General features: G+C 71.8%; 12 protein-coding genes. 6 read left to right on the forward strand and 6 right to left on the reverse strand.

Features of this window, described 5'->3' with window-relative positions; all coding sequences use genetic code 11:
• Positions 1-22: 22 nt before the first annotated feature.
• The 4 genes from ACFCY1_RS35755 to ACFCY1_RS35770 all read right to left on the reverse strand — a co-directional run bounded on the left by ACFCY1_RS35755 (position 23) and on the right by ACFCY1_RS35770 (position 4,698).
• On the reverse strand, positions 23-1,279 hold the full coding sequence (locus ACFCY1_RS35755) for a glycosyl hydrolase (RefSeq protein ID WP_117491474.1): 1,257 nt from the start codon (positions 1,277-1,279) through the stop codon (positions 23-25).
• An 82-nt stretch (positions 1,280-1,361) separates the two neighbouring features.
• Complete coding sequence (locus ACFCY1_RS35760; RefSeq protein ID WP_375877253.1) at positions 1,362-2,303, reverse strand: carbohydrate ABC transporter permease; 942 nt, start codon at positions 2,301-2,303, stop codon at positions 1,362-1,364.
• A gap of 6 nt (positions 2,304-2,309) precedes the next feature.
• Positions 2,310-3,182 (reverse strand): carbohydrate ABC transporter permease, encoded by an 873-nt coding sequence (locus ACFCY1_RS35765; RefSeq protein WP_375877254.1) that lies wholly within the window; start codon positions 3,180-3,182, stop codon positions 2,310-2,312.
• Positions 3,183-3,408: 226 nt separating this feature from the next.
• Positions 3,409-4,698 (reverse strand): ABC transporter substrate-binding protein, encoded by a 1,290-nt coding sequence (locus ACFCY1_RS35770; RefSeq protein ID WP_375877255.1) that lies wholly within the window; start codon positions 4,696-4,698, stop codon positions 3,409-3,411.
• Between the two features lie 150 nt (positions 4,699-4,848).
• Between ACFCY1_RS35770 and ACFCY1_RS35775 the strand changes: the two genes are divergently transcribed.
• The 4 genes from ACFCY1_RS35775 (at position 4,849) to ACFCY1_RS35790 (ending at position 13,622) form a co-directional block, all read left to right on the forward strand.
• Positions 4,849-5,931: a LacI family DNA-binding transcriptional regulator gene (locus tag ACFCY1_RS35775; protein WP_079272693.1), complete on the forward strand. Its 1,083-nt coding sequence runs from the start codon at positions 4,849-4,851 to the stop codon at positions 5,929-5,931.
• Between the two features lie 252 nt (positions 5,932-6,183).
• On the forward strand, positions 6,184-8,652 hold the full coding sequence (locus ACFCY1_RS35780; RefSeq protein WP_375877256.1) for a discoidin domain-containing protein: 2,469 nt from the start codon (positions 6,184-6,186) through the stop codon (positions 8,650-8,652).
• Between the two features lie 96 nt (positions 8,653-8,748).
• On the forward strand, positions 8,749-12,930 hold the full coding sequence (locus ACFCY1_RS35785) for an NEW3 domain-containing protein (protein WP_375877257.1): 4,182 nt from the start codon (positions 8,749-8,751) through the stop codon (positions 12,928-12,930).
• Positions 12,927-13,622, forward strand: coding sequence for a hypothetical protein (locus tag ACFCY1_RS35790; protein ID WP_375877258.1), 696 nt, complete (start codon positions 12,927-12,929; stop codon positions 13,620-13,622). The genes ACFCY1_RS35785 and ACFCY1_RS35790 overlap by 4 nt, the downstream gene beginning before the upstream one ends.
• 75 nt (positions 13,623-13,697) lie before the next feature.
• Here the strand turns inward: ACFCY1_RS35790 and ACFCY1_RS35795 are convergent, their stop codons facing one another.
• Both ACFCY1_RS35795 and ACFCY1_RS35800 read right to left on the reverse strand, forming a co-directional pair.
• Positions 13,698-14,210, reverse strand: coding sequence for a GNAT family N-acetyltransferase (locus ACFCY1_RS35795; protein ID WP_375877259.1), 513 nt, complete (start codon positions 14,208-14,210; stop codon positions 13,698-13,700).
• Complete coding sequence (locus ACFCY1_RS35800; protein ID WP_375877260.1) at positions 14,207-15,460, reverse strand: XRE family transcriptional regulator; 1,254 nt, start codon at positions 15,458-15,460, stop codon at positions 14,207-14,209. The genes ACFCY1_RS35795 and ACFCY1_RS35800 overlap by 4 nt, the downstream gene beginning before the upstream one ends.
• Before the next feature lie 201 nt (positions 15,461-15,661).
• Between ACFCY1_RS35800 and ACFCY1_RS35805 the strand changes: the two genes are divergently transcribed.
• Both ACFCY1_RS35805 and ACFCY1_RS35810 read left to right on the forward strand, forming a co-directional pair.
• On the forward strand, positions 15,662-16,156 hold the full coding sequence (locus ACFCY1_RS35805; protein WP_375877261.1) for an ATP-binding protein: 495 nt from the start codon (positions 15,662-15,664) through the stop codon (positions 16,154-16,156).
• Between the two features lie 110 nt (positions 16,157-16,266).
• Positions 16,267-16,440 carry a winged helix-turn-helix transcriptional regulator gene (locus ACFCY1_RS35810; protein ID WP_375877262.1) on the forward strand — a complete coding sequence of 58 codons (174 nt, stop codon included), beginning with the start codon at positions 16,267-16,269 and terminating at the stop codon, positions 16,438-16,440.
• Positions 16,441-16,449 lie beyond the last annotated feature (9 nt).

Here is a 16,449-nt window from a genome sequence, read left to right on the forward strand (position 1 = left end):
TGGCTGAGGGGAAACGGACTGGCTAGAGGGACGGTACGTCGGAGGGGTGGACCACCTCGGTGATGCCGCGCGCGGCGAGGTGCTCGCGGTCCTCGGCGCGCTCGGCGAGCACCGTGGTCGGGCGGGCGCCCTCCTCGGCGAGGCGCATGAACGCCTCGTACACCGGGCCGCCGGGGCCGCAGACCGAGCGCCGGGGCGAGAGGGCCTCGTCGCCGGTGGCGACCACCACGGCGGTGCTGCGCGGCTTCGGCGGCTGCCAGGAGCGGCGGGCCTCGGCGGCGGCCTCGGCGAGCCGGGCGCCGGCCGGCTTGACCGTCCGGTCGGTGGTCAACAGGCCGAGGCTGTACTCCAGTTCGGGGAAGTCGGCGAGCGAGCGGTCCACGTCGTGCGAGCACCACCAGGTCACGCCCCACAGGTCCGGGCAGTCCAGCACGGCCTCCACGGTGGCGCCGGTGAAGCGCGCCGCGTCCTGCGGGGTGATGTGCGGGGCGGGCGCGCCGACCTCCTGCAGCCAGACCGGGCGGGCCGGGTCGTCCGCCCAGGCCTTGGACAGCTCGACCAGGTAGGCGGCGTGCTGCGCGGTGGCGGTGGAGTGGGCGCCGTAGCGTTGGGCGGTGCCGTTGAACACCCAGGAGTGCACGGCGGTCGCGGCGCCGATCCGGGCCGAGTGCCAGGGCGTGAACGGGTGCTCGTCCAGGTACCAGGCCGCGTCGTACGAGGCGTGCAGGTGCAGCCGGCCGGGGGCGCCCTGCTCGCAGGCGTCGAGCATCCGGCGCAGCCAGGCCTCCGCCTCGGCGGGGGTGGCCCGGTCCGGGTCGGGGTGCGGGGCGCCGGAGAACTGGTTGATCTCGTTGCCGAGCGTCATTCCGAGGAAGTTGGGCCGCTCGCTCAGCGCGTCGGCGAGGGTGCGCAGGTAGGCGGCCTGGCCGTCGAGCACCTCGGGGTCGGTGAAGATGTTGCGGCGGTGCCAGGTCTGCGTCCAGGACGGGAGGAAGTCGAAGCTGGACAGGTGGCCCTGCAGGCCGTCCACCGCGACGTCGAGACCGCGCTCGCCGGCCGCGTCCACCAGGGCCGTCAGCTGCTCGACGGCGCGCGGGCGGATCAGGGTGCGGTTGGGCTGGAAGACCGGCCAGAGCGGGAAGACCCGCACGTGGTCCAGGCCGAGGGCGGCGATGGAGTCGAAGTCGGCGCGCACGGCGTCGAGGTCGAAGTCGAGCCAGTGGTGGAACCAGCCGGCGCTGGGCGTGTAGTTGACGCCGAAGCGGGGAGCGGTGGTCATCGGGGTCATCGGAGGGCTTCCTCAACGGGTGTGGGGCGTACGGACGGTGGGTCGTCACCGGCGGGGGCGGTCCCCGGTCGGGCTATCCCTTGACGGCTCCTTCCTCGACGCCCTTGAAGAAGAAGCGCTGGCAGACGCCGAACACCACGACGATCGGCAGGAAGGCGATCATGGTGCCGGCCGCGATCAGCCGGGGGTTGGCGGCGAAGGTGCCGTTGAGGTACTGGAGCCCGACGGTGAGGGTGTACTTCTGCGGGTCGTTGAGCACGATCAGCGGCCACAGGAAGTCGTCCCAGGCGCCGATGAAGGTGAAGATCACGATCACGCTGAGCATGCCGCGCACGTTCGGCAGGCCGATGTGCCACAGCCGCTGCCAGACGTTGGCGCCGTCCACCAGCGCGGCCTGGTCCAACTCGGCCGGGACGGCGGCGAAGGCGGTGCGCATCAGCAGCACGTTGAGCATCGCGATCGAGCCGGGCAGCGCGACGCCGGCCAGGGTGTCGGCCAGGCCGAGGCCGCGCACCAGCACGTACTGGGAGACGATGGTGACCTCGCCGGGCAGGATCAGGGTGGCGAGGAAGAGGCCGAGGACGAGCTTGGCGCCGCGGAAGCGCAGCCGGGCGAGCGCGTAGCCGGCCAGCGTGCAGCCGACCACGTTGCCGGTGATGCAGACCACGGCGACGATCACCGAGTTGAGCGCGTAGGTCCACACCGGGATGACCTCGGCGACCTTGCCGTAGTTGCCCAGGGTGGGCTGGTCGGGCAGGAAGCTCGGGGTGCGGGTGTAGACGTCCTCGGCGGGGCCCTTGAGGGAGGTCGACAGCTGCCACAGGAAGGGGCCGATGACCAGCAGCAGGACCAGCACCAGGAGCAGGTAGCGGGCGGCGGTCTGCGCGGTGGAGGGGGTGTTGAAGCTCCGGGAGCGCCTGGCGGGCCCGGCGGGGCCGGTGGGCCTGGTGGCCTCGGCGGCCTTGGCGGGCTCGGCGGGGGTGTCGGGGGACTGGGGCGTGCGGACGGTGGTCATGGGGGGTCAGGCCGCCTTCCGGTTCAGCCGCATCAGGAACAGCATCGGGCCGAGGGTGACGACGAACAGCAGCAGGCTGAGCGCCGAGGCGTAGCCCAGGTGCCCGTTGAAGCCGCGGCTGTACATCTGGATCAGCATCACCACCGACATGTCCCGGCCGCCGGGGCCGCCGAGGCCGTTGGAGAGCACGTACAGCTCGGAGAAGACACGCAGCGAGCTCACCGAGATCAGCGCCGAGATCAGGATCATGGTCGGGCGCACCCCGGGCAGGGTGACGTGCCAGAACCGGTGCAGCGGTCCGGCGCCGTCCACAGCCGCCGCCTCGTGCAGCTCGCGCGGGACGTTGGCGAGCGCGGACAGGTAGATGACCATGTAGTAGCCGAGGCCCTTCCAGACGGTCAGGGCGATCGCGCTGAACAGCAGCAGCCAGCGGTCGGTCAGGAAGGCGACCGGGGAGTCGGCCAACCCGGTCTGCCGCAGCAGGCCGTTGGCCAGGCCCCGCTCGTCCAGCACCCAGCCCCAGATCAGCGCCACCACGACGGCGGAGGCGATCACCGGGGTGTAGAAGGCGGTGCGGAAGAAGGTGATGCCGGGGATCTTGCGCTGCACCAGCAGGGCGAGCAGCAGCGGCAGGACGGTCAGCAGCGGCAGGCAGACCAGCATGAACACGATGCTGTTGACCAGGGCGTCGGCGAGCTGGTCGTCGTCCAGCAGCCGGCCGTAGTTCTCCAGGCCGGTGAACTGCCCGCCGCCCAGGGGCTTGGCGTTGGTGAAGGAGAGGATCACCGTGTTGACGGCCGGCCAGAGGTTGAAGACGGCCAGCCAGACTATCGCGGGCCCGGCGAGCAGCCAGGGGGTGAACCAACGCCGGTGGGTCATGCCGTTGCCTTCCTGGGGCCTGGGGGTGGTGCGGGTGATTCCCGGGGAGCGGCGGGCGTGGGGGAGGCCCGCCGCTTCACCGGTACTGCGCCGGTACGCCTCCGGTACGTCTCCGGTGCCGCGCCGGAACGTCTCTGGTACGTCGCCGGTGCTTCGCCGGTGCTTCGCCGGTGCTTCGCCGGTGCGGGGTGGGGCACCGCGGGGCTGGTGCCGGGGCGGCGTCGGATCAGCCCTTGAGCAGCTTGTTGCACTGCTCGACGGCGGTGTCCAGCGCCTGCTTGGAGCTGGTGTCGCCGCTGATGGCCAGCGCGAACTGCTGCTTGATGATGGTGCCCATCGCGTCGTCGACCTCGACCGGCTGGATCAGCTTGGCCTTGGCGAGCGAGGCGAAGGCCGTCACCTTGGCGTCGCCCGCGTTGGTGCCGTCGCTCTTGCTGAAGAACGGGTCGTTCGCGGAGGCCTTGGTGGACGGGAACACGCTGGTCAGGTGGGCGAAGGCGGCCTGGTTCTCGGGGCTGGTCACCCAGCGGGCGAGGGCCACCGCGGCGGCCGGGTTCCTGGTGTTCTTCGGGATGGACAGGCCCTGGACGTACAGCGGCGGGGTGGCCATCGCGGGGGAGGAGACGACCTTCGGGGCGAGGGTCGGGTTGTCGGTGGCGAGGCTGGTGATGTAGTTGCCGCCGCCGGTGGTCCAGGCCACCGTGCCGGAGCTGAAGAGCTTGGAGTTGCCGGCGTAGGTGTCGGTGAGCACCCCGTTCGGCATCAGGCCCTCCTTGAAGGCGTCGCGGTACTTGTCGAGCAGCGCGGCGGCCTCGGGGGTGTTGAAGGTGAAGGACTTGCCGTCGTCGGACATGATCTTCACGCCGATGTTGTACAGGTCCCCGATGCCCGGCTTGCGGCTCATCAGGTAGGTCTGGCCGCCGGACTTCTCCTTCATCGTCCGGGCCTGGGCGATCAGCTCGTCCAGACTGGCCGGGGGCTTCTGCGGGTCCAGGCCGTTCTTCGTCAGGAGCTCGGAACTCCAGTAGTTCACATCGGTGTTGAGGTACCAGGGGTAACCGAAGGTGCCCTGGTAGCCGTTGAACCGGTAGGCGTCCACGCCGCCGGGGACGTACTCCTCGGCGAGCTTGGGGTCGGCCTTGGCGATGTCCAGCAGGACGTCCTTCTTCGCCAGCGGGAAGGCGAAGTCCGGCGGGAGGTTGACCACGTCGGGCAGGCTGCCGGCGGCGGCCTGGCTGAGCACCTTGTCGGAGTAGCCCTCACCGGGCTGGTCGAGCCACTCGACGTCGACGCCGGGGTACTTCTTCTTGAAGCCGTCCAGCACGCCCTGCATGTAGTCGGTGAACTTCGGCTTGAGCGACCAGGTCTGGATCGAGACCTTGCCCTTGACCTCGCCGGTGGCGGCCGCACTCGCCACCGCGTCGCTGTCCTTGGTGTCGCCGGAGCCGAGTCCGCAGCCGGTGAGCGCGGCGGTGGCGAGCGCGGTCGTGGTCAGTGCCGCCCAGATTCTTCGCATGAGGGTCTCCCGGTCCTGGGGGTGGGTGGGGGATCGTGCCGAGCTCGGGGGTTGTGTCGGATTCCGCAACCTGACTAACTAAACCGGTCTAGCTATGCCAGGGACTATGCTCCCGCCTAAACTTGGATGTCAAGAGAGGAGTCGGGTTCTGTGGGCAGACCGACGATCGCCGACATCGCCCGCCAGGCCGGTGTCTCCAAGGGCGCGGTGTCCTTCGCGCTCAACGGCCGGCCGGGTGTCAGCGAGGCGACCAGGGCCCGGATCCTGCGGGTCGCCGAGGAGATGAACTGGCGTCCGCACAGCGCCGCGCGGGCCCTCGGCGGAGCCAGGTCCGACGCCGTCGGCCTGGTGATCGCCCGGCCGGCCCGGACCATCGGCGTCGAGCCGTTCTTCAGCCAACTGCTGTCCGGGCTCCAGGCGGTGCTCTCGGCCAGCTCGATCGCGCTGCACCTGATGGTGGTCGAGGACACCGCCGCCGAGATCGAGGTCTACCGGGGCTGGGCCTCCGAGCACCGGGTCGACGGCTTCATCGTGGTCGACCTCCAGGTCAGGGACCCGAGGCTGCCGGTGCTGGACGAACTCGGGCTGCCCGCCGTGGTGCTGGGCGGTCCCGGCAAGGGCGGCAACCAGCTGCGGATCTGGGCCGACGACCGGGAGGCGATGCTCTCGATCGTCGACTACCTGGCCGCCATCGGCCACCGGCGGATCGCCCACCTCGCCGGGCTGCCGCACTTCCAGCACACCCAGCGGCGGATCCGCGCGCTGCGCGACGCCTCGCGCCGGCTCGGGCTGGAGGAGGCGGTGTCGGTGCCCACCGACTTCAGCGACGCCGAGGGCGCGGCCGCCACCCGGACGCTGCTGTCCCGGGCCGGGCGGCCCACCGCGATCGTCTACGACAGCGACGTGATGGCCGTCGCCGGGCTCGGCGTGGCCGGGGAGATGGGGGTCGCGGTGCCCGGCGAGCTGTCCATCGTCTCCTTCGACGACTCGGTGCTCGCCCGGATCGTGCACCCGCCGCTGACCGCGCTCAGCCGGGACACCTTCGCGCTCGGCGAGCAGGTCGCGCGCAGCCTGCTGGAAGCGCTGGAGGGGGCCGGTGCGGGGCGGGACCTCCAGATGCCCACGCCGCGGCTGACCGTCCGGGAGTCCACCTCGCCGCCCGGCGCGCCCGGGACTTCCCCCTCCGGAGTGGTTGTCGCGCGCATCGTTGACAGCGGTTCTGAACCGGTTTAGCCTCGCAGCGCCGAGCGGCAGCCGCTCGGTCCGCTCCGCCGCACCCCGTCCGGCCCCCGCTGCCCGTCCCGCCGACCGTCCCGCTCCCCGCGCCGCCGCTCCGGTGCGCCCGGGGCCCGGCGGCGGCGCGACCCCCACCCGATCCACCACCGGCACCACACGCTCCAGCACCGGCACGCCCGCATGCAGCCGGGCCCCCGTCCGCGACGGCGGGCCCGCCCCCACCCTCCTCCGCTCGATCGGAGCCACCGCATGTCACGACGCCTCCCCCTGCTGCTCAGCGCCGTCCTCGCGACGGCCGCCCTGACCGCCACCCCCGCCGCCTGGGCCGACCCGGTACCGGCCGCGCTGCCGGGCGCCGGGCCGGCCGCGGCACCCGCCGCCACCGCCGGCCAGGGCAGCCAGCCCTTCGCCTCGTACTGGTACCCCAACAGCATCCTGAACTGGGACCCGGCCACCGACCCGGACGCCCGCTTCAACCGCTCCCGCGTCCCGCTCCAGCCGCGCACCAGCGACCCGGCGCTGCGGGCCAACCCCAACGCCCGGACCGGCGAAGGGAAGATCGCCTCGCTGGTCTCCTTCGGCCCCACCTCCAACAACCCCTCGCAGGGCTCCGCCGACCCCAACTACTACGCCTTCGGCTACTGGCAGTACGTCGACAAGCTGGTGTTCTGGGGCGGCTCGGCCGGCGAGGGCCTGATCCTCGCCCCCAACCCGACCGTGATCGACGCCGCTCACCGCAACGGCGTCAAGGTGTACGGCACGGTCTTCTTCCCGCCCGGCGCGTACGGCGGACAGCTCCAGTGGGTGCGCGACTTCGTCCAGAAGTCCGGCAGCCGCTACCCCGTCGCCGACAAGCTCGTCCAGGCCGCGCAGTACTACGGCTTCGACGGCTGGTTCATCAACCAGGAGACCGGCGGCGGTGATTCGGCCCTGGCGGGCGAGCTGCGCAACCTGATGCAGTACACCAAGGCGCAGAGCGGCACCGAGTTCATGTGGTACGACGCGATGACCACCTCCGGCGGGGTGAACTGGCAGAACGCCCTCACCTCCGCCAACTCGCCCTTCCTGCAAGATGGTTCGAAGCGCACCTCGGACTCGATGTTCCTGAACTTCGACTGGTCGGCGAGCGGCCTCAACTCCTCCCGGGCGCTGGCCCGGCAGCTCGGCCGCAGCGAGTACGACCTCTACTCCGGTATCGACACCGAGGCCAACGGCTACAACACCGGCGTGAACTGGTCCGCCCTCTTCCCGTCCGGGCAGCCGCACACCACCTCGCTCGGCCTCTACCGCCCCGAGTGGACCTGGAAGTCCGCCACCGACCGCGCCGACTTCTACGCCAAGGACGCCCGCTACTGGGTCGGCGCCAACAACGACCCGTCCCGGACCGACCTCTCGGCGAGCTGGCCCGGCCTGGCCGGCTACGTCGCCGAATCCTCGCCGATCACCGCCAAGCCGTTCGTCACCACCTTCGACACCGGGCAGGGCGACTTCTACAACGCGGCCGGCACCCGGGTCGCCACCGGCGGCTGGAACAACCTCTCGCTCCAGGACGTCCCGCCCACCTACCGCTGGATGGTGGAGTCGACCGGCAGCAGGCTCACCCCGTCCGTCGACTTCGGCGACGCCTACCAGGGCGGTTCCTCCCTGCGGTTGAGCGGAAAGCTCGACGCCGCCAACACCGTACGGCTGTACCAGACCAAGCTGCCCGTCGCCGCGAACACCAGGCTGGACCTGGTGGTCAAGGCCCCGGCCGCCGGGCCCACGAAGCTCAAGGCCGCGGTGTCGTTCACGGACTCCCCGAGCAGCTTCAGCACGGTCGACGTCGGCGCCAACACCGGCACCGGCTGGGAGCGGCACACCCTCGACCTCTCCCCGTACGCGGGCCGCACCATCGCCCAGATCGCCCTGCGGGTCGAGGGGTCCGACCCCTCGTACGACCTCCGGGTCGGCCAACTCGCGGTCTACGACGGCTCGGTGGAGACCCCGGCGGCACCGGCCGGACTCACCGTGCTCGGCGCGAGCGACGTGACCGCCGGCTCCAGCCAGTCGCTGCGGCTGTCCTGGACGGCGGCGCCCGGCGGCAACGTGCACCACTACGAGGTGTACCGCCGCAACGCGGACGGCAGCCGCAGCTTCCTCGGCGCCACGCCCAACGACGCGTACTTCGTCGGGCGGCTCGACCGGGCGGGCGGCGAGAACGCCACCACGCTGGACGTCGAGGCGGTGTCCACCACCTACGGGCGCTCCACCGCCGCGTCCACGACCGTCGGTTGGAACGGCACCCCGCCGACCTCCACCAACCTGGCGCTCAACCGCCCGGCCACCGCCTCCGGCCAGTGCAACGCCAACGAGGGCCCGGCCAAGGCCGTCAACGGCAGCGTCAGTGGCGGGACCGGCGACAAGTGGTGCGCACTGACCTCCGCCAAGTGGCTGGAGGTGGACCTCGGTTCGGCGAAGCAGCTGTCGAAGTTCGTGGTCAAGCACGCGGCGGCGGGCGGTGAGAGCGCCTCGTTCAACACCCGCGACTTCGCCATCCAGGTCCGCTCGGGAGGCAACGACCCCTGGACGACCGTCGCCGACGTCACCGGCAACACGGCCGGCACCACCACCCACCCGGTGGACACCGCCGCCCGCTACGTCCGGCTGGTCGTGAACACGCCGACCCAGAACGGCGATCCGGCCGCCCGCGTCTACGAGTTCGAGGCCTGGGGCGCGTAGCCCGCGCTGTCCCGCGCTGTCCCGCGCTGTCCCGCGCTGTCCCGCGCTGTCCCGCGCTGTCCTGTGCCGCCCTGTTCGAGGAAAGGAAGCACCCCCGTGCCGGTCACCATCACCGCCGTCGAGAGCACCGATCTGTTCGTCGGCCCCGAGGACGCCCCGCGCCAAGTGCTGCGGGTCACGCTGGAGGGCCCGGCCGCCCGGATCGCCGTCAGCGGCCCGGGCGTCCGCGGCGAGGCGACCGGCACGGGCCTGGTCGAGGTCCCGCTGGAGATCAGCGGGGCCTCGACCGGCGACCGACTCCCGGTCACCGTCCGGGCCTCCGACGCCACCGCCGAATCCGTGGTCGAGGTCGCCGAGCCCGGCTGGACGATGTTCCTGGTCTCGCACTTCCACTACGACCCGGTCTGGTGGAACACCCAGGCCGCCTACACCTCCCCGTGGGAACTGCTCTCCGCCGACGCCACCACCCGGCCGCTGTGGGAGCGCAACGGCTTCGCCCTCGTCGACGCGCACCTGGACCTCGCCCTGCGGGACCCGGTCTACAAGTTCGTGCTCGCCGAAGTCGACTACCTGAAGCCGTACTTCGACCAGCACCCGGAGCGCCGCGAGACCCTGCGGCAGCTGCTGGAACGCGGCCAGGTCGAACTCGTCGGCGGCACCTACAACGAGCCGAACACCAACCTCACCGGCGCCGAGACCACCATCCGCAACATCGTCTACGGCATCGGCTACCAGCGCGACATCCTCGGCGGCGACCCCCGAACCGCCTGGCAGCTCGACGTGTTCGGGCACGACCCGCAGTTCCCCGGCCACCTCGCCGCGGCCGGCCTCACCGGCAGCGCCTGGGCGCGCGGCCCCTTCCACCAGTGGGGCCCGATCCAGAAGAACTTCCGCGAGGCCAAGGACGACGCCCGGGTGATGCAGTTCCCGAGCGAGTTCGAGTGGATCGCCCCCGGCGGGGACGGCGTGCTCACCCACTACATGCCGCACCACTACTCGGCCGGCTGGTGGATGGACTCCTCCCCGGACCTCGCCACCGCCGAACAGGCCGTCTACGAGCTGTACCGCAAGCTCAAGCCCGTGGGCGCGACGAAGAACCTGCTGCTGCCGGTGGGCACGGACTACACTCCGCCGAACAAGTGGGTCACCGAGATCCACCGCTCCTGGGCCGCCAGGTACCTCTGGCCCCGGTTCGTCTGCGCCACCCCCCGCGACTTCCTCGACGCCGTCCGCGCCGAGCTGGCGGCCACCGGCCGGCGGCCCAGCCCGCAGACCCGCGACATGAACCCGGTGTACACCGGCAAGGACGTCTCGTACATCGACACCAAGCAGGCCCAACGGGCCGGCGAGGTCGCGGCCGTGGACGCCGAGAAGCTCGCCACGCTCGCCTCCGTGCACGGCCTCGGCCGCTACCCGGCCGCGGCGCTCGACAAGGTCTGGCGCCAACTCGCCTACGGCGCCCACCACGACGCGATCACCGGCTCCGAGTCCGACCAGGTGTACCTGGACCTGCTCGGCGGCTGGCGGGAGGCGTACGACCTGGCCTCCGGCGTCCGGGACGCGGCGCTGGACGCGTTGACCGCGCGGATCTCCACGGCGGGCGCGGGGCAGGCCGTCGTGGTCGCCAACACGCTCTCCTTCGACCGGACCGACCTCGTCACCGTCGAACTACCCTCCGACGCAACCTCGGTGAGGGTGCTGGACGACACCGGATCGCCCGTGCCCAGCGCCGTCGACCGGGGCACCCTGCGCTTCCTCGCCGCCGATGTGCCCGCGCTCGGCTGGCGCACCTGGCGACTGGTGGAGGGGGAGGCGGAGCAGCCGTGGACGGTGGCCCCGGGCCTGACGATCGGCAACGGCCGGTACCGGGTGACCGCCGACCCGGCTCGCGGCGGCGGCCTCTGCTCGGTTCAGGACCTCCTGTACGACCGGGAGTTGATCCAGGACGGCCGGATCGGCAACGAGCTGCGCGTGTACGAGGAGTACCCGCAGCACCCCGACTTCGGCGAGGGCCCCTGGCACCTGGTGCCCAGCGGACCGGTGACCGGCTCCGGGGGAGCCGACGCCGCCGTCCGCCGGGAGACCGGGCCGCTCGGCGAGCGCCTGCTGATCGACGGCACGGTCGACGGCGTCCGGTACGAGCAGACCGTCACCCTGTGGCGCGGCCTCGACCGGGTGGACTGCCGCACCCGGGTGGTGGACTACTCCGGCGCCGACCGGCTGCTGCGGCTGCGCTTCCCGGTGGACGTCCCCGGCGGCCTGCCGGTCAGCGAGGTCGCCGGAGCGGTCGTCGGGCGCGGCTTCGCGATGCCGGACGTGGACTCGGCGGAGGCGCCGTGGACCCTGGACAACCCGGCCAACACCTGGTTCGGCCTCGGCGCCACCGCGCGGGTCGAACTGACCGACAGCGCGGGGACGGTGACCGGTTCGCGCGCCCTCGGCGTGGCCGAGGTCGTCGTCCCCACCCTGGACGACGCCGCCGACGCCCGCCCCCTGGTGGTCGCACTGGCGCGGGTCGGGGTCACCGCCACCACCTCGGGTGCCGACTGGGCGCGGTACGGCTGGCTGGACGTGGACTCCAACCTGCCGGACTTCCGCATCGTGGTCGGCTCGCCGGACCTCAACCCGGTGGCACGGGAGTTGATCGACCTGGCGGGCGAGGAGTACGCGGCCGCCCTGAAGACGCACGGCGCGGTCTGGGCACCGGCGGCGACCCCGCTCACCGAGGTCTGGCACCCGGATGCCGACCTGCGCGACCTGCGCGCACTGCCGGCACTGATCGTCTCCGACCCCTCCGCCCTGGTCGACGACCTGGCCGACGCCCGGATCACCGCCGTCTGCCCGTCCGCCGTCCAGGACCAACTCGCCGACCACACCGTGGCCTTGCTGAGCTTCGGCCTGCCCGGCTTCGCCGTCGACACCACCGGCGCGCTGCACCTGTCGCTGATGCGCTCCTGCACCGGCTGGCCGTCCGGCGTCTGGATCGACCCGCCCCGGCGCACCCTGCCCGACGGCGCCTCCTTCCAACTCCAGCACTGGACGCATGAGTTCAGCTACGCACTGGTCGGAGGCGACGGCGACTGGCGGGACCAGACACTGCCCGCCCAGGGCCAGGAGTTCAACCACCCGCTGTACGCCCGGATCGCCCCCGCCCAGGAAGGCCCGCTGCCGGCCACCCTCTCCTGGCTGCGGGTCGAACCCCAGCGCGAGGTGCTGCTCGGCACCCTCAAGCCGACCGGCAACCCGATCGCGCACGGCTCCGCCGCGCCGCTCGGCAGCGAACTCACCGTCCGGCTGGTCGAGTCGACCGGCCTCGGCCGGACGGCGAAGCTCAGCGGCGCACTCGGCCTGGACGAGGTGCGCGCCGCGGACCTGCTGGAACGCCCGCGCCCCGCCGACGGCCCCGCCCTCGACCTCGCCGGCTCGCAGATCGCCACCCTGCTCGCCTCCCCGGCCGTCACCGCCCCGGCGGGTGAGACGGACCTCGGCCCGGTGGCGGAGACGGCCCAGCCCGTCCACGCCCGCTACTGGCTCCACAACCGGGGCCCGGCACCCCTCGGCTACCTCCCGGTGTCCGTCGGCGCCTCGCCCGGACTGCTGCGGACGGCGGGGGAGCCGGTGACGCTCTCGGTCGCCCTCTCCTCCCAGCTGCGGGACGCGGCCGTCGAGGGCACAGCCGTCGTACTCCCGCCCGAGGGCTGGACCACGAGCCTCGGCAGCCGCCCGTACCGGCTCGCACCCGACGGCCACCTGCGCTTCCCGGTGACCCTCACCCCGCCGGCCGACGCCGAGCCCGGGCTGCACTTCGCCGCCGTCCGGATCGAGCACGACGGCCAGCAGATCGAGGACGTGGTGACCATTGCCGTCGGCGACCTGCCCGACCTGCTGCCCGTCCCCGGCGACACCCCCGAGGACTGGACGATCGCCCAGGGCACCAAGGCCACCAGCGGCCGCGACACCGGCCTGGACGTCGAGGTCTCCACCGAGACCCTGCACGTCGTCCCCGGCAGCCGTACCGCCCTCTCCCTCACCCTCACCAACCGCACCCGCGGCGAGATCCGGGGCGAGCTGCAACTGGTCTCCCCCTGGGGCACCTGGGACGTCATCGCCGACCCCGTCCGCGGCTTCACCGTCCCGGCCGGCAGCTCGTCGGTGGTCGAATTCGCCATCTCCGTCGCCGAATCCACCGACCCGGGCTCGTACTGGGCCCTGGCGAAGGTCATGTGGTTCGGCCGCTGCCAGTACGCCCCGACCGTCGCCCTGGTGGTGGAAGCATGACCCTCGGCCTCCTCGACGGTCGCCCCCTCCCACGTGCGGCCCTCGACCACCGCCTCGCCGCCCTCCGGAACGGCCCGCGCGCCACCGCCCTGCCACAACCGGGCAGTTCGGAGGACCGCCAGCTGACCCGCTGGGTCGCGCAGGTCTTGTTGACCGAAGCCCTCTGCGAGACGGTCGCCGCCGAACGCGACCTGCCCGTGGCTCCTGACGGCCCCGCCCGCCTCGACCAGCAGGCCGCCGTCGAACTCGGCTCCATCACAGCGGCCGCCTACGAGGGCAGCGCCGCCGTCCGCGCCGTCTACGATGCCGTGACGGCCGACATCGACCCCTCACCCGAGGACATCGCCCACTACCGCACCCTGACCGCCCGCCCGGCGGCCGAGAGTTGGCACCTGGCCCTCCCCGATGGAGAGTTGGAGGCCGACCCCACCACCCTCCCCGTCGCCCTCGCCGAAGCCCTCCGCACAGCCCCACCCGGCGCGTGGGTCACCGCCGGCCCCTGGACGGCAGCCCTCCTCGCCACCCACACCACCCCGGAAGGCGACGACCCCACCCCCACCCTCCGCGCCGCCGCCCGCCGAGCAGCATTCGTCCGCTGGCTCGACCATGAACGCGCCCAACGCCTCACCCTGGTCGAGGGATTGGAACACCCAGGCGACCCCGCCCAACCCGACAACCACCACCGCCACTGACGCCCCTGACCATGCCCGCCGCACTCGCCCTGAGTGCGGCGGGCATGGCTCCCTCGGTCCGCCCGAACCAGCCGGTCAGTGAAGAGCGCGGACCATGACGGCGTAGAGCGGAGCATCCTCGAACGGACGGTGCTCGCCGACCTTCCCATACGCCCAGCGCTCGTACATGGCCTGGACACGAGGGTGGGTCACGTCGACATAGAGAACGGCCAGCGCCTCGTCCCGTCCGGACAACAGCGCCTCGTGCGTCTGCTCGGCAATTCCCAGCTTCCGCCAGTCGGGGCGCACCATGACCTCGGAGACGGCGAACGTCGACGCGTCGGCGGGCGGCGGCATGTGCTGACGCCACCACTCGCGGCCGTCCTCCTGCGGCGCACCGTAGGAATAGCCGACCGGCTCGTCGCCGTCGTAGGCCATGACGCAGCTGTAGCCGGGCCGGGACGTCCAGTGCTTGGCGAACCACGGGAAGCGCTGGACGAAGGGGTCGTCGGCCTGGTCCCGGTAGGCATCCGCGTGGACGTCGATGAGCAACTGCGCGTGCTCGGAGGGAAGACCGCCGGCCTCATAGCGGCGGAGGGCTATCGTCACTGGGTTTCTCCCTGGGCGTGGACTCGGTCGGTCCACTCTCGCGTAACCGCCGAGGTCGGTGCCAGGGTGATCAGGCCGCGATGGAAGTCGCCGAGGAGGGTCAGCAGCCTCGGTGGCAGCGGGTCGTCACCCATCAACGTGTACACGCTGTTAGCTGTGGTGGTGGCCTGTTCGATCTCCCCCTGTCCAAGCTGGGCGAGTGCGAGGCGGGCGGTGGCGGAGGCGCGGTTGCGGCGGAACTGCGGGGGGATCCCGGCCAGGGCACGATGTGATGCGCTCTCGGACTCCGCGCTGTTGTCGAGGTGTTGGTGGACGACGGCACTCAGCGCGAACAGTTCGGCCGAGCCGTAGAAGTCGGTCCACGTGGGGCGCTCGCGGTCATCCACGCGGCTCAGCGCATCACGGGCGTGGCCGAGGCAGCGGAGGGCGGCCTGCCGGTCGCCCGTGGTGGAGTGGGCGATGGCGGCCCGAGCGTGTGCGAGAGAGGCGAGGAGCGGGTCGCGGCGGGCTGCCTGGGCGTTCTGGGCGGCCCAGGCCGCCGACAGGGCAACCGCCGGTTTGTTGCGGTGGTAGCCCACCATGGAGAGGCAGTTGAAGACCCGCATTGTGGTGACGTGGTCGTTTCCGAGGCCGGCAAGGCGCAGAGCCGTCTCGAAATGCCGTTCGGCGTCGTCCAAGCGGCGGTCGTCGATGCACGAGAACGCGGCGGTGGCGGTGTAGTCGGCGGCGAGACTGTAGAGACGCCGCCGGACGCTGTCGCTGATCGTCCTGTCCACCTTGCCGAGTGCCTGATCGGAGCCGGCCAGAGCGGCTGTCTCAAGTGATCCGTGTCCTCCGCGGTGGTCATCGAGCGCGGTGAGGGTCCTGAGACTCTCCTTGAGCCGGTCGACGTCGGTGTGACCGACGGCCTGGCCGCGCGAGGCGATCATGGATGGGAGGGCGGCGGCGGCCGAAGCGGCGAGGAAGTCGCGGCGGAGCACAGGTTCCTCCGAGGGCACTTGGGGCTGGGCAGTCCGGTGTGGGATGAAGCCGAGCTGCTCGGGTGTCCGCCTCAGCGCGCGTTCGAGCGCGGTACGGATCCTGCCCTGAGGCCAACGGGACTGTCCGGAGAGCCAAGTGCCCACTGTCCTCACGGTGAGGGTCCCAGGGCACCCGAGGGCGACGAGTTCCTGGTTGACCAGGTGCGCGAGGTCGGCCCGTGTGAGCCCCAGATCCGCCATGACGGCGCGCAGTTCGGCGTTGCCCACCATGTGCCCAGCGTATCCCGATGGTCACTCAGGGCGCATGTCCATGTGTAAAGGGAAGGTCAGTTTTTCCTTCTGAGGGCGCCCTTGGCAGCCAGGTTTTTCACTCGCCATCGGCGTCGAGTCGGCGTTGAGTTGATGTCGGAAGCAACCGGGCGCACCTGGTGACTCACTGCGCGTTGCCGTCGAACGGGTGATGGAGGAGCAATGGGGTGGAAGATGATCGTCAGCCCGCTCAAGACCGCTCGGTTTCCGGTGCCCCTGGGGTGGGATGTCCCGCCGGACAGCGCGGCCGTGCCGCCAGCGCGGAGGCTGGTGATGGACATCGTCCGCTTCTGGGATGTGCCGCTCTCCGGGGAAGCACTGCAAGAGCTGGAGCTCTGTGCGAGCGAGGTGATCGCGAATGCGATGGAGCACTCGAAGGCACGCTGCACGGTGACCGTTCGCCGCGCGGGCGAGCGGCTGCGTGTTGAGGTCGCGGATTCCAACCCGGTGTTCGAACGCGGTGGAGCGGACCCGGAAGCGACCAGCGGACGTGGGCTGATCCTCGTCGAGGCGCTGGCTCATGCGTGGGGCTGGCATCCGGTGGAAGGGGTGGGCAAGGTCGTGTGGTTCGACTTCCTGGAATCCCACGAGGCGCGGTGCCCCACGTACGGGTGGGGCACCGCGCGCAACCTCTGCGCGCAGAGCTTGGTGGCGTGAGCCGTCCCGCTGAGAGTGATCTCGTCGTAGGTGAAGTGGTACGACTGCTTCCTCTATGGCGGCAAGGGCCCGGCCCGGGATCGGCGGCGGTCGCCCGTAGCTGTTCGAGCGTGCTCAGCACCCGCATCGCCGAGCTGACCGAGGCCGGGCTGCTCGCCCCGCACGACGACGCCTACCGGCTCACGCCGCTCGGCGCCGACCTCGTCACCGCCCTCGGCCCGCTCACCGCCTGGAGCCACCGGTGGGCCGCCGAAACGGAGCCGCCCGGCGGTCGGCTCGGGTGAGCCGACCGC

Origin of the sequence: Kitasatospora sp. NPDC056273 (assembly GCF_042268845.1) — a bacterium.
Classification (GTDB): Bacteria; Actinomycetota; Actinomycetes; order Streptomycetales; family Streptomycetaceae; genus Kitasatospora.